We start from the raw sequence: 13,516 nt of genomic DNA, 5'->3' as shown, positions 1-13,516 counted from the left end.
CTTCGTCGTTCCGCGCCTCAGTGCGGTGCGCTGCGCGGCCGCGTGAACAACCGGCCGGCCGACCAGATCCCCACCGCGACGAGCACGAGGCACCAGCCCGTGGCCAGCAGGACCGAGCCGCGGTCGGCCGGTGTCCCGGCCAGCAGGTTCCGCAGCACGTCCACCACCGGAGTCAGCGGCTGGTGGCGGGCGAACCACTCCAGCCATCCGGGCAGCGAGTCCACCGGCACGAAACCGCTGCCCAGGAACGGCAGCAGCATCAGGGGCAGCGCGTAGTTGCTGGCCACCTCCACCGAGCGGGCCGCCAGGCCCGCGGCCACCGCCAGCCAGGCCACCGCCAGCGACAGCGCGGTCGTGAGCGCGAGCACTCCCAGCCAGCCCAGCGGGCCGGCGCCGGGCCGGAACCCCAGCGCGACGGCGACCAGCACGATGAGCGTCATGGCGACGAGCATCTGCAGCGTCGCTCCCAGGGCGTGCCCGGCCAGCACCGAGCCCGGGCGGACGGACAGCGTGCGCAGCCGGGCGAGCACTCCGCCGGAGGCGTCCATCGCCACCTCGGTCGAGGTGCCCTGGGCGATCGTGATCGCCGCGATGGCCATCATCCCGGGGGTGACGAACGCCGCGTAGTCACCGCGGTCCCCGCCGGGGGCGATGCCCGTGGCCAGGCTCCCGCCGAAGACCAGCACGAACAGCAGCAGCAGGACGACCGGTACGCCCATGACGAGCACGCTCAGCTCGGGGTAGCGCACGACGTGGCGCAGCTGGCGGTCGAGCAGGACGGCGGCGTCGTGCAGCGGCCGGGCGAGCGGGCCGCGCACCGTGACGTCCGGGCTGGTGGTCATCGCAGGGCCTCCTGGGCGCGGGGGGTGGAACCGGTCAGGGCGAGGAAGACGTCGTCGAGGTCGGGCCCGCGGGTCGCGACCTGCTCGACGGCGATGCCGGCGGAGTCCAGCCGTTGCAACAGGTTCCGCACCGTGTGCCCGTCCCCGGAACCGGCCACGTCGCAGCTGAGCGCGTCGGGACGGACCTCCAGGACGGGCACGACCGTTCCGGCGCGGTCCAGGGTTCCGCGGTCGGGGAAGCGCAGCGTGATGCGTCCACCGGGAACGCGGGCCTTCAGGTCGCTGGAGGTGCCCTCGGCCACGACGACGCCGCCGTCGAGCAGCGCGATCCGGTCGGCGAGGCGGTCGGCCTCGTCGAGGTACTGCGTCGTCAGCACCAGCGTGGAACCGTCGACGACCAGTTCCCGCACGAGTTCCCACACCTCGCGCCTGCTGCGCGGGTCCAGCCCGGTCGTGGGTTCGTCCAGGACGACGACCTGCGGGCGGCCGACCAGCCCCATGGCCAGGTCGAGCCGGCGGCGCGTGCCCCCGGAGTACGTCCTGGCCCGGCGGCGGGCGACGTCGGTGAGGCCGAACCGTTGGAGCAGTTCGTCGGTGCGGGCGCGGACCTGGGCGCGGGAGAGCTGGTGCAGCCGCGCCATCAGCCGCAGGTTCTCCTCCCCCGTCAGCAGGTCGTCCACGGCCGCGAACTGGCCGGTGAGGCCGACGGCCGCCCGGACCCGGTCGGGGTCGCGCCGCACGTCGTGGCCGGCCACCCGGACCTCGCCGGCGTCCGGCCGCAGCAGCGTCGTCAGGACGTTCACGACGGTCGTCTTGCCGGCCCCGTTCGGTCCGAGCAGGGCCAGCACGGTGCCCGCCGCCACGGTCAGGTCGACGCCGGTCAGGACGCGGTGCGGGGGGCCGCCCCGGGCGCCCTCGAAGAACTTGCACAGGCCGCGGACGAGGACTGCCGGTTCGGTGGTGCCCATCGCTTCCCTCCCTCTCGCTGGGTTGGTGCTGCTGGGGTGGTGCTGCTGGAGTGGTCAGACGCGGTGCAGGACGACGTCGCCGTAGCCGGCGACGGCGCGGACCTCCACGGTCGCGGCGGCATCGCCCGGGCCGTCGCTGGCGACCAGGTCGCTGCGCACGACGCCGTGCCGGGCCTGGACGTCGAGCCAGGCCGCCGTTCCCTCCGGCACCCCGATGGTCAGCTGTCCGTAGGTGGACTCGGCGTCGACGGCCCCCGACCGCACCCGGTCCAGCCGGATGTCGCCGGCCGAGGTGCGCGCGGTGACCGACGTCGAGGCGTCGCCGACGCGGACGTCGCCGGCCGAGGTGGACAGCCGCAGCGAGCCGAACCCGCGGTCGACGACGACGTCACCGGCCGAGGTGCGCGCCCCGACGTCGTCGTGGGCGGTCCCGACGCGGATGGCCCCGGCCGAGGTCCGCAGGTCGCCGCGGCCGGTGAGGTCGCGGACGCGGACGTCGCCGGCGGAGACCTTCACCCGCAGCGAGCCGACCTCGTCCAGGTCGACGTCCCCCATGGCCGTGTCGACGTCGACGGAGCCCAGGACGCCGATGCCCGCCACATCGCCCCAGCCGCGCACCTCCAGCGAGGAGCCGGTCGGCACGACGATGTAGACGTCGACGCGGGGCCCGGTGCCGAACAGGCTCCGCAGCCGGGACGCGGTCGTGCGCTCGGAGCGCAGGACGAGCCGGTCGTCGGAGAACCCGACGCTCGTGCGTTCGGCGAGGTCGGCGTCCGAGGCCCGCGACGAGTGCGGTTCGACGGCGACCGAGACGTCCGTGGTCTCGGTGGCCCGGACGGACAGGTCGACGCCCGAGACGTCGACGACGACGCGCACCGGCCCGGTCGCGGCGAAGACCTGCCCGCTCACCGGGCCCACCCCGTCAGGCGCTCCCCGCTGTGGGGCGGGGTGGGCGGCTGGGTCCACGCCGGGCCGGCCGCACGGCCGGTGCCGCCCGGTCCGCGGCGCCGGTCCAGGACGTCGCCGATCGAGCGGACGAGCCAGGCGTTGACCGACTGCCCCTCGGCGTCGGCGGCCAGCTCGATGCGCGTCTTGAGGCGTTCGGGCACCCGCAGGCTGAGGCGGGCCGTGCCGGCGTCCTCGGGGACGTCGCGCGTGGCGTCAGGAGCGACGTCGGCGGAGCCGTCGGGGGCCGAGGTGGGAGCGGCGGCCGGGGCGAAGGTCGTGACGAACTCCACCTCACGACCACGCAGCCGCACCTCGACGCCGCTGGCCGGCTGGGCCGAGCGGGACAGGCCGCCGGTCAGCTCACCGGCGGCTTCGACGAGGACGTCGAGCAGCAGCAGCTGCAGCGACGGTTCGAGGACGACGGCGAGCCGCTCGGCGGCGGCCACCGCCTCCTCGGAGCCGGGATCGGCCGCGGTGGCCAGGTCCTGGCGGAGTCGCACGAGGTAGGGGACGAGATCCATGACGCCATGGTGGCGTCGCCGATGACGTCACGTCAACGTTCGATGGCGTCAGTGTTGCGCCATCGTGGCGTCAGCAGACCGGCTCGGTCACCGGCGCGACGACGGCCTCCTCGCCCACCAGCTGCTGGTACCCGTCACCCAGGCTCACCGACACCGCGGCCGCCGCCGGGTCCTCGACCAGCTGGACCTCGGGGAAGCGCGCACCCAGCGTCGTGGCCTGCTGGCGCTGCCCCGCGGGGAAGGTCACCACGGCCGTGACCGGCCCGGTCGCGGCGGGCGCGTTGCCGACCTCGGTCACGACGAACCCGCGACTGCGCAGCTCCCCGGCCACCGAGGCCGCCAGGCCGCGCCGGTCGGTGCCGTTGAGCACGGTCAGGGACACCTCGGCGGGCGGCAGCAGCTCCACCGCCTGCGGCGTGCACGTGGGAGCGGGAGCCGCGGCCGTCGGCGTGGCCGCGCCGCCGGGCTGCCAGCGGTCGCTCCACACCAGGTAGGCACCCCCGCCGACCGCCAGCACCAGGACCACCACGACCGCGAAGACGATCCGCTGCCGGACCAGCCGGCTGTGGCGCCGGCCGCTGAGCCGGCGGAACGACTCCTCGTCCAGGCCGTCGTCGATCTCGTCGACCTCCGGCAGCACCCCGTCGTGCGGCCGCTCCTCGCGCAGCCGGCCGTCCCGCAGGTCGTCCTCGTCGTGCCCTGCCACCGTTCCCCCCTCGATCCCCGACGACGCTTGCGGTGCGGTGTTCAGTCGGGCAGCACGAGCACCCGGGCGTGCAGGACCTGGCGCTGGTGCAACGCGGCCCGCACCGCCCGGTGCAACCCGTCCTCGAGGTACAACCGGCCCCGCCAGGACACCACGTGCGCGAACAGGTCGCCGTAGAACGTCGAGTCCTCGGCCAGCAGGGCGTCGAGGTCCAGCGTGCGCTTCGTCGTCGTCAGCTCGGCCAGCCGGACCTGCCGCGGCGGCACGCCCGACCACTGCGTCGTCGTCTCGCACCCGTGCTGCGGGTACGGGCGTCCCTCGCCGACGGCCTGGAAGATCACGGTCGAGGAGTCTAGGCGCCGGCTGGGTGGCTGAGGGGGACGCGCGCCGGACGGACCGTCCACCGGGAGAACGGGAGACCAGGAACGACGAAGGCCCGCTCCCGGTGGACCGGGAGCGGGCCTCGTACGGCGGAGGATAGGGGATTTGAACCCCTGAGGGCGTTAACCCAACACGCTTTCCAAGCGTGCGCCATAGGCCACTAGGCGAATCCTCCAGTGCCAACAGCGTAGCGCGCCGTGACCAGTGCTTCCGACCGGACCCCCACCGGATCCCCGACCCGCCGCACGAACGACCCCCCGCGCGGGCCGCGGTTGGACCCACCCCGGAGCGTCTCGTACAGTGGCGGCAGACCCCTCGTACGGCGTCATCCCGCTGAACCCCCCCAGGGCCGGAAGGCAGCAAGGGTAGGTGGGCTCTGGCGGGTGTGCGGGGGGTCCCTCTTCTCCTGGCTCGCAGGGCGAGGGGGCCACGGTGTTCGCGTCGAGCGCACACCCGAGCGGCCCCTCTTCCTGCTCCGCCGTCGTAGCCGGTCACCGCCGGCGGTCGCCTCACCGGGGCTCTCGCACGTGCCCACAGCGCTTCTCCCGTGCGGTTCTTCGTGTCCGGGGGGCGGGTTAGCCTCGGGCACGTGACGACCGCGCTGTACCGCCGCTACCGGCCCGAGGCCTTCTCCGAGGTCATCGGCCAGGAACACGTCACCGCCCCCCTCATGCAGGCACTCGCCAAGGGGCGCGTCACGCACGCCTACCTGTTCTCCGGACCGCGCGGGTGCGGCAAGACGACGAGCGCGCGCATCCTGGCCCGCTGCCTGAACTGCGCGCAGGGGCCGACGCCGACACCGTGCGGGCAGTGCGACTCGTGCCGGGACCTGGCCAACGGCGGGCCCGGCAGCATCGACGTCGTCGAGATCGACGCGGCCAGCCACAACGGCGTCGACGACGCCCGCGACCTGCGCGAACGGGTGTCCTTCGCCCCGGCCCGCGACCGTTTCAAGGTCTACATCCTCGACGAGGCGCACATGGTCTCCCCGCAGGGCTTCAACGCGCTGCTCAAGACCGTCGAGGAACCGCCGCCGCACGTGAAGTTCGTCTTCGCCACGACCGAGCCGGACAAGGTCCTCACCACCATCCGCTCGCGCACCCACCACTACCCCTTCCGGCTGGTCCCGCCGGGCCAGCTGACGACCTACCTCGGTGAACTGGCCGAACGCGAGGGCGTCGCCATCGGCAAGGGCGTCCTGCCGCTGGTCGTGCGCGCCGGCGGCGGATCGGTCCGCGACACCCTGTCCGTGCTCGACCAGCTCATCGCCGGCGCCGGCGACGACGGCGTCACCTACGACCTCGCCGTCGCGCTGCTCGGGTACACCCACGCCTCGCTGCTCGACGACGTGGTCGAGGCCATCGCCGCGGGTGACGGCGCGACGGTCTTCCGCGCCGTCGAACGCGTCGTCGACACCGGCCAGGAGCCGCGCCGCTTCGCCGACGACCTGCTCCAGCGGCTGCGCGACCTCGTCATCGTCGCCGCCGTCGGCGAGTCGGCCGGCGACGCGCTCGCCGTCCCCGAGGACGCCCTGGAACGGCTCAAGGCCCAGGCTGCGCACCTCGGCCGCGCCGAGCTGTCCCGTGCCGCCGACGTGGTCGCGGCCGGGCTGGAGCAGATGACGGGAGCCACCTCGCCGCGGCTGCAGCTCGAACTGCTCTGCGCGCGGCTGCTGCTGCCCGGCGCCGACGCCGACGGCGGTCTGGGCACGCGCCTGGACCGCATCGAACGCCGCCTGGGTGCCGGTGGAGCCCCGATCCCGGTCGCAGCACCGGCGCACGCCGCCCCTGCGCAGGCCGCCCCGGAGCGGGCACCCGAACCCGCCCCGCAGCCCGCCCCGACTCCCACCCCCACCGACCCCGCCCCGGAACCGGCGGCCGGTGGCTGGCCGGCCGCCCGCACGCCCGGCACCGAGGCGCCCCGCGGCCGTCCCGCGCCCCCCGAGGTGCCCACCGTCCAGCCGGTGCAGGCCGTGGCCCCGCCGCCGTCGGCACCCACGGCCGGCGGCGACGCCGAGACGGTCCGCCGGCTCTGGACCGACGTCCTGAGCAAGCTGTTCACGATCAAGCGCCTGACCTGGTCGCTGGTCGCCGAGAACGCCACCGTCGCGGACGTGCGCGGCGGCGTGCTGACCCTGCAGTTCAAGACGCCGGCGCTGGCCGCCCGCTTCGCCCGCGGCAACGACGCGGGGTTCGTGGCCGAGGCGCTGTTCGAGGTCACCGGCATCGAGGCCAAGGTCCAGGCCGCGGGCGGCGGCGATCCCGGCCCGGCCCGGGGCAACCAGTCGCGGCCCTCCCGCGGCGGATGGTCCACGCCCGCTCGCCAGCAGCCCGCCGAACCGCAGCGCCAGGCCCCGGCACCCGGCCCGGCACCGCAGCAGGCACCCCAGCAGCAGGCGTCCCCGCAGCAGACACCGCAGCAGGCCGCCCGCCAGGCCGTGCAGCGTCAGGACCCGGTCGGCCACGCCCCCGCCGCGCGGTCCACACCGGCGCCGTCCGCACCCTCGCGCCCGGCGGCGGCCGGGAACGACTACTACGCCGACGTCCCGCCGCCCGAGGAACCGATCGACGACCCGGGCGAGGAGCAGTTGTCCCGCCCCAGCCGCCGGGTGGTGACCGCCCCGCCTCCACCCGGACCGGCGGCCCCCTCACCTGCCCCGTCGCTGGCTGAGGACACCCCCAGCCGCGACGACGAGGACGCCGAGGACTCCACCCTCGTCGGCATCGCCGTGGTCGAGCAGATCCTCGGCGGGAAGGTCCTGTCCACCGACGAGTGAGCGCCCGCGTGACAGCCCGTGTCGTGACGGGCACGTAGGCTCGTCGCGTGTACGAAGGAGTCGTCCAGGACCTGATCGACGAGCTCGGACGGCTGCCTGGCGTGGGCCCGAAGAGCGCGCAGCGCATCGCCTTCCACCTCCTGGCCGCCGACGCGGCCGACGTGAAGCGCCTCGCCGACGTCCTCACCGAGGTCAAGAGCCGGGTCCGGTTCTGCGAGGTCTGCGGGAACGTCGCCCAGGAGCAGCTGTGCCGGGTGTGCCGCGACCCGCGCCGGGACCCCAGCGTCATCTGCGTGGTGGAGGAGTCCAAGGACGTCGTCGCCATCGAGCGGACCCGGGAGTTCCGCGGTCGCTACCACGTCCTCGGCGGCGCGATCAGCCCCATGGAGGGCATCGGCCCCGACGACCTGCGGATGCGCGAACTGCTGTCCCGGTTGTCCGACGGGCAGGTCACCGAGACCATCATCGCGACGGATCCGAACCTGGAGGGCGAGGCCACGGCCACCTACCTCGCCCGGCTGCTCAAACCGATGGGCCTGAAGGTCACCCGGCTCGCCTCGGGCCTGCCCGTGGGCGGTGACCTCGAGTACGCAGACGAAGTGACCCTTGGACGAGCGTTCGCTGGACGGAGGTCCCTCGATGGATGAGGACGGCACGAGGCGGGGCAGCGTGGAACCGGTCGGCGACGAGCTCGCCGAGCTCGCCGCCACGACGGCCGCCGAGGCCCGCGCCTACCTGTCCACGGTGACCGAGGTCGCCACCGGCCGGATGGACTCCACCGCGCTGTCGGTGCTGCTGCTGGCCGTCAGCCAGGCGCTGGTCACCGGCGCCCGCCTCGGGGCGGTCGACGACGTCGTGCCGGCCCGCCGCTACGAACCCGACGCCGGGCCCGACCCCGACGTCGACCCCGTCCGCGCGGGGCTGGCGAACGTCCTGGACGGCCTGGACGACTACGCCGACGTCGTGGACCCGCTGACCAACGCCAAGCTCGTGCGCGGCGCCCTGTCCGACGACCTCGCCTCCGTGGCCGCCGACCTCGAGCACGGCCTGCGCCACCACGAGCGCGGCGACATCAGCGAGGCCCTGTGGTGGTGGCAGTTCTCCTACCTGTCCTCGTGGGGCCTGCGGGCCACCGCGGCGCTGCGCGTGCTGCAGTCGCTGCTGGCCCACCTGCGCCTGGACGTCGACCCCGAGACCGCCTCGGACGCGGAGTTCGACGCTCTGCACCCCTGAGACTGGACACGTTGCCCAGCCGTCCCGCGCGCGGTTGAGCACGGCCCGGAGCACCCGCCGGGACTCCGTAGAATCGCTCGTCGTGGCTCTCGTGGTGCAGAAGTTCGGCGGTTCCTCGGTCGCTGATGCCGACGGCATCAAGCGCGTCGCGAAGCGCATCGCCGCGACCAAGCGCGCCGGCCACGAGGTCGTCGTGGTGGTCTCGGCCATGGGCGACACCACCGACGAGCTCATCGACCTCGCCGAGCAGGTCAGCCCGCTGCCGCCCGCGCGCGAGCTGGACATGCTGCTGACCTCCGGCGAGCGGATCTCGATGGCCGTGCTGGCCATGGCGATCTCGAACCTGGGCCTGGAGGCGCGCTCCTTCACCGGCTCCCAGGCCGGGGTCATCACCGACTCCGTGCACGGCAAGGCGCGCATCATCGACGTCACCCCCGGCCGCATCCGCTCGGCGCTGGACGAGGGGGCGATCGCGATCGTCGCCGGCTTCCAGGGCGTGTCCCAGGACACCAAGGACATCACCACCCTGGGCCGCGGCGGATCGGACACCACCGCCGTCGCGCTGGCCGCGGCGCTGAAGGCCGACGTCTGCGAGATCTACACCGACGTCGACGGCGTGTTCACCGCCGACCCGCGCATCGTGCCGTCCGCCCGCAAGATCAGCCGCATCGCCAGCGAGGAGATGCTGGAGATGGCGGCCTGCGGCGCCAAGATCCTCATGCTCCGCTGCGTGGAGTACGCCCGGAACTACGACCTGCCGATCCACGTCCGCAGCTCGTTCAGCCCGCACGAGGGGACCTGGGTCACCGACTCCCCCATCCCCGCCGACCTGAGTCAGAACGCCTCGGAGGAACCCGTGGAACAGCCGATCATCTCCGGCGTCGCGCACGACCGCAGCGAAGCCAAGATCACCGTCGTCGGGGTCCCGGACAACCCGGGCACCGCGGCCGCGATCTTCAAGGCCGTCGCGCAGGCCGAGATCAACATCGACATGATCGTGCAGAACGTCTCGGTGGGGGCCTCGGGCCGCACCGACGTCTCCTTCACCCTCCCCAAGGCCGAGGGCGCCACGGCGACGGCCGCGCTGGAGAAGGTCAAGGCCGCGATCGGCTTCGAGCGCCTGGAGTACGACGACCAGATCGGCAAGGTCTCGCTCATCGGCGTCGGGATGCGCTCGCACCCGGGCGTCTCGGCCACGTTCTTCGACGCCCTGGGCAGCAAGAACATCAACATGGAGATGATCTCGACCTCGGAGATCCGCGTCTCCGTCGTCACCCGCGCCGACCAGCTCGACGACGCCGTGCGCGCCGTGCACACCGCGTTCGGTCTGGACGCCGAAGCCGAAGCCGTGGTCTACGGAGGAACCGGACGATGAGCGAAACCCGCAAGCCCACCCTGGCCGTCGTCGGCGCCACCGGCGCCGTCGGCACCGTGATGCTCGGCATCCTGTCCGAGCGTCCCGACGTCTGGGGCGAGATCCGCCTCGTCGCCTCGGCCCGCTCGGCCGGCAAGGTCCTGCAGGTGCGCGGCGAGGACGTCGTCGTGCAGGAGCTCACCCCCGAGGTCTTCGACGGCGTCGACGTCGCGATGTTCGACGTCCCCGACGAGGTCTCCGCGGTCTGGGCGCCCATCGCCGCCGAGCGCGGCGCCGTCGCCGTCGACAACTCCGGCGCGTTCCGCATGGACGACGAGGTTCCCCTCGTCGTGCCGGAGGTCAACGGCACCGCCGCGCGCAACCGCCCCAAGGGGATCATCGCCAACCCCAACTGCACGACGCTGACGATGATGGACGCCCTCGGCGCGCTGCACGAGGAGTGGCAGCTCACCGAACTCGTCGTCGCCAGCTACCAGGCCGCCTCCGGCGCGGGTCAGCCCGGCGTGGACCGGCTGTACGACGAGATCGAGGTGATCGCGGGTCAGCGCACGCTGGGCTCGAAGGCCGGCGACACCGCCAGGGCCATCAGCGAGAAGCTCGGCGACGACTCCCCGTTCCAGACCCACCTCGCGCTCAACGTCATCCCCGTCGCGGGGTCGCTGAAGGACGACGGCTGGACCAGCGAGGAGCTGAAGGTCCGCAACGAGTCCCGCAAGATCCTCGGGATCCCGGACCTGAAGGTCTCGGCGACCTGCGTGCGCGTGCCGGTGCAGACCACGCACTCCCTCGCCGTCCACGCGACGTTCGCGCGGCCGATCACGGTGGCCGAGGCCACCGCGGCCCTGGAGGCGGCGCCGAGCGTCGACGTCCAGGACGACCTCGCCCACGGCGTCTTCCCGACCCCGGCCGGCACCGTCGGCGGCGACCCGACCGTCGTGGGCCGCATCCGGCAGGCGCTGGACTTCCCGAACACGCTCGACCTGTTCATCTGCGGCGACAACCTCCGCAAGGGCGCTGCGCTGAACACCGCGCAGATCGCCGAGCTCGTCGCGGCGGAACTGACCGCCTGAGAACTCGCACGCCCGAAGGGCCCGTCCGGATGTCCGGGCGGGCCCTTCGCCGTCCTGTGGACACCTCGGGCCCGGTGTCGGAACCCCGTGCCGGCACGCGGGCAGGAGCACGCCGTCCGGGCCGGCGAGGACGCGTTCGTCCCCGGCTGAACAGCCCCGACGATCACCCTCGAGCACCACGTCGCCACCGAGCTGCACCGTTGGACGGCGCAGCCGGCCGACGACCCCTGAGTGAACCCGTGGGTGTCCCCAGGACGTCGTCCAGGCGACCGGATCGGGACACCCACGGCTCACTCCACGTGGTGACACCGATGGGTGCGGGCGCGGGGGCTGGGTGGCGGACGGACGGTGATCCAGCAGACTCGGACCGTGGCCGAACGTGACGCACGCCTGCGCCTGCCCCTGGGGCGCCCGGTGCCGCCGCTGCGCGCCATCGCACTGCGCTTCGGGCTGGCGCTGCTGCTGGTCCTGCTGTGCTGGGGGGTGGTGTGGCTCGAACGCGGCGGCTACCGCGACGGGGCCGACGGCCACCTCTCGGCGCTGGACGCGCTGTACTACACGACCGTCACGCTCTCGACGACCGGTTACGGCGACATCGTCCCGGTGACCGACAGCGCCCGCCTCGTCAACGCGCTGTTCGTGACGCCGGTGCGGATCCTGTTCGTCGTCATCCTCGTCGGCACCACCATCCACGCGCTCACCGAGCGCTCCCGCAAGGAGATCCGCCTCGCGCGGTGGAGGGCACGCATGCGCGACCACGTCATCGTCCTGGGCTACGGCACGAAGGGCCGCAACGCGGTGCGGGAGCTGCGGCTCAAGGGGACGCCGGCCGACCGCATCCTCGTCGTCGACCGCCAGCCCGCCGCCACGGCCGACGCCGCCCGTGACGGCTACCTGTCGGTGACGGGGGACGTGACGCGCTCGGACACCTTCGGCATCGCGCTGGCCGAGCGGGCCCGCACCGTCGTCGTGGCCGTCGACCGCGACGACACCGCGATCCTGGCCACGCTCGCGCTGCGCCGGCTCAACTCGCACGCCACCGTCGTGGCCACGGCCCGCGAGGTCGAGCACGCCGACCTGCTGCGGCAGTCCGGGGCGGACTCCGTCGTGGTGACGTCGGAGACGTCGGGGCGGCTGCTGGGGCTGGCCGCCGGAAGCCCCGCCTCGGTGGAGGTCGTGGAGGACCTGGTCTCGTTCGGCACCGGGCTGGACCTGCAGGACCGGCCCGTCCGGCCCGAGGAGGTCGGACGGGCGCCGGGCACCCTCGACGTGCCGGTGCTCGCGGTGGTGCGCGAGGGGCGCGTCCTGCGCTTCCACGAGGTGAGCGCGCTGCAGGCCGGGGACCGGGTGCTGCACGTCACCGGCCCGGTCAGCTGACCGCGGTGGTCCCCCGGGCGCGGCCGACGACGCGCATGAGGTGGTGGATGCCGATCGCGGCGACCGTGCCGAGCGCGATCCCCTCGAACGACAGCCCGCCGCTGGTGGTGAACGTGTAGTTCGCGATGCCGACGATGAGGGCGACGGCGGCCGTCGTGAGGTTCACCGGGTCGGAGAAGTCGACCTTGTTCTGCACCCAGATGCGAGCGCCGAGGATGCCGATCATCCCGTACAGCAACGTCGCCGCCCCACCCAGGACACCGGCCGGGATCGAGCCGATCAGCGCACCGAACTTCGGCGAGAACGACAGCACCAGCGCGGTCACGGCGGCCACCCAGTAGGCGGCCGTGGAGTACACCTTCGTGGCGGCCATGACGCCGATGTTCTCCGCGTAGGTCGTCGTCCCGGACCCGCCGCCGAGACCGGCCAGGGTCGTGGCCAGGCCGTCGGCGAACAGCGCGCGACCGGCGAGCGGGTCCATGTCCCGGCCGGTCATCGCGGCGACCGACTTCACGTGGCCGACGTTCTCGGCGACCAGGACGAAGACGACGGGCAGGAACAGCGCGAGGTCGGAGACGTCCACGTGCGGGGCGGTGAACGTGGGCAGCCCGAACCAGGCCGCGCTCTCCACGGCCTCGAACGACACCAGCCCGCGCGCGGCCGCGACGACGTACCCGACGACGACGCCGACGAGGATCGACAGCCGGCCCAGCAGTCCGCGGAACAGCACGCTGGTCAGCGCGATCGCCAGCAACGTGATGACGCCCGTCACCGGGTCGGCGCGGAACCCGGAGTCCTCGGTCGTCCCCCACGCCGCCGGCGCGAGGTTCAGGCCGATGAGGGCGACGATCGTGCCGGTCACCACGGGCGGCATGACCAGGTCGATCCACCGCGACCCCGCGAGGTGCACGACGAGGCCCACGACCGCGAGCAGCAGCCCCGTCACGAGGATCCCGCCGGTCGCCGACCCCGCCGAGCTGCCCAGGATCGGCGCGATGAACGCGAAGGAGGAGCCCAGGTAGCTGGGCAGCCGGTTGCGGGTGACGAGCAGGAACAGCGCCGTGCCGACGGCGGAGAAGAACAGCGTGGTGGCGACCGGGAACCCGGTGAGGGCGGGAACGAGGACCGTCGACCCGAACATCGCCACGACGTGCTGCAGACCGATCCCGACGGTCCGCGGCCACGCCAGCCGTTCGTCGGGGGCGACCACCTCACCCGGCCGGACGGACCGTCCGTCGCCGTGCAGCCGCCAGCCCGTACCCGCCATGCGCGTTCCCCTCGTCCCGGCCGACCCGTGTCGGACCCCGCGGAAGACTAAG

At 73.7% G+C, this 13,516-nt stretch carries 13 protein-coding genes, 1 tRNA gene and 1 other RNA gene; 7 read left to right on the top strand and 8 right to left on the bottom strand.

What is annotated here, in order from left to right:
- Positions 1-17: 17 nt before the first annotated feature.
- The 7 genes from ACRYR2_RS04000 to ACRYR2_RS03970 form a co-directional block, all read right to left on the bottom strand.
- Positions 18-842, bottom strand: coding sequence for an ABC transporter permease (locus ACRYR2_RS04000; RefSeq protein ID WP_432561532.1), 825 nt, complete (start codon positions 840-842; stop codon positions 18-20).
- Positions 839-1,810 (bottom strand): ATP-binding cassette domain-containing protein, encoded by a 972-nt coding sequence (locus tag ACRYR2_RS03995; protein ID WP_432561531.1) that lies wholly within the window; start codon positions 1,808-1,810, stop codon positions 839-841. The genes ACRYR2_RS04000 and ACRYR2_RS03995 overlap by 4 nt, the downstream gene beginning before the upstream one ends.
- A 54-nt stretch (positions 1,811-1,864) precedes the next feature.
- Positions 1,865-2,719, bottom strand: a complete 855-nt coding sequence (locus ACRYR2_RS03990; protein WP_432561530.1) for a DUF4097 family beta strand repeat-containing protein — start codon at positions 2,717-2,719, stop codon at positions 1,865-1,867.
- Positions 2,716-3,279 carry a toxin-antitoxin system HicB family antitoxin gene (locus ACRYR2_RS03985; RefSeq protein ID WP_432561529.1) on the bottom strand — a complete coding sequence of 188 codons (564 nt, stop codon included), beginning with the start codon at positions 3,277-3,279 and terminating at the stop codon, positions 2,716-2,718. Before ACRYR2_RS03985 ends, ACRYR2_RS03990 begins: the two co-directional genes overlap by 4 nt.
- Before the next feature lie 70 nt (positions 3,280-3,349).
- Positions 3,350-3,985 (bottom strand): LytR C-terminal domain-containing protein, encoded by a 636-nt coding sequence (locus ACRYR2_RS03980; protein WP_432561528.1) that lies wholly within the window; start codon positions 3,983-3,985, stop codon positions 3,350-3,352.
- Between the two features lie 41 nt (positions 3,986-4,026).
- Complete coding sequence (locus tag ACRYR2_RS03975) at positions 4,027-4,326, bottom strand: type II toxin-antitoxin system VapB family antitoxin (protein ID WP_432561527.1); 300 nt, start codon at positions 4,324-4,326, stop codon at positions 4,027-4,029.
- 130 nt (positions 4,327-4,456) lie between these two features.
- Positions 4,457-4,541, bottom strand: a tRNA-Ser gene (locus tag ACRYR2_RS03970).
- A gap of 131 nt (positions 4,542-4,672) precedes the next feature.
- Between ACRYR2_RS03970 and ffs the strand changes: the two genes are divergently transcribed.
- From ffs to ACRYR2_RS03935, 7 genes are all read left to right on the top strand, one after another.
- Positions 4,673-4,769: signal recognition particle sRNA small type (ffs, locus tag ACRYR2_RS03965), an RNA gene on the top strand.
- 186 nt (positions 4,770-4,955) lie between these two features.
- Positions 4,956-7,142, top strand: a complete 2,187-nt coding sequence (locus ACRYR2_RS03960) for a DNA polymerase III subunit gamma and tau (RefSeq protein WP_432561526.1) — start codon at positions 4,956-4,958, stop codon at positions 7,140-7,142.
- Between the two features lie 47 nt (positions 7,143-7,189).
- Positions 7,190-7,789 (top strand): recombination mediator RecR, encoded by a 600-nt coding sequence (gene recR / locus ACRYR2_RS03955; RefSeq protein ID WP_432561525.1) that lies wholly within the window; start codon positions 7,190-7,192, stop codon positions 7,787-7,789.
- Entirely contained in the window at positions 7,782-8,375 is a 594-nt protein-coding gene (locus ACRYR2_RS03950) for a DUF5063 domain-containing protein (RefSeq protein ID WP_432561524.1), read from the top strand. The genes recR and ACRYR2_RS03950 overlap by 8 nt, the downstream gene beginning before the upstream one ends.
- An 82-nt stretch (positions 8,376-8,457) precedes the next feature.
- Positions 8,458-9,750, top strand: coding sequence for an aspartate kinase (locus ACRYR2_RS03945; protein WP_432561523.1), 1,293 nt, complete (start codon positions 8,458-8,460; stop codon positions 9,748-9,750).
- Positions 9,747-10,820, top strand: a complete 1,074-nt coding sequence (locus ACRYR2_RS03940; protein ID WP_432561522.1) for an aspartate-semialdehyde dehydrogenase — start codon at positions 9,747-9,749, stop codon at positions 10,818-10,820. Before ACRYR2_RS03945 ends, ACRYR2_RS03940 begins: the two co-directional genes overlap by 4 nt.
- Before the next feature lie 369 nt (positions 10,821-11,189).
- Positions 11,190-12,197 carry a potassium channel family protein gene (locus ACRYR2_RS03935; protein WP_432561521.1) on the top strand — a complete coding sequence of 336 codons (1,008 nt, stop codon included), beginning with the start codon at positions 11,190-11,192 and terminating at the stop codon, positions 12,195-12,197.
- Here the strand turns inward: ACRYR2_RS03935 and ACRYR2_RS03930 are convergent.
- A complete protein-coding gene (locus ACRYR2_RS03930; protein ID WP_432561520.1) occupies positions 12,190-13,464 on the bottom strand; it encodes a uracil-xanthine permease family protein in 1,275 nt (424 codons plus the stop codon). The two genes, ACRYR2_RS03935 and ACRYR2_RS03930, sit on opposite strands and share 8 nt — an antisense overlap.
- Positions 13,465-13,516: the final 52 nt, after the last annotated feature.

Origin of the sequence: Kineococcus deserti, assembly GCF_050871945.1 — a bacterium.
Classification (GTDB): domain Bacteria; phylum Actinomycetota; class Actinomycetes; order Actinomycetales; family Kineococcaceae; genus Kineococcus.
Note: the sequence above shows the minus strand (reverse complement) of the source record. Positions and strands in the feature narration are given on the sequence as shown.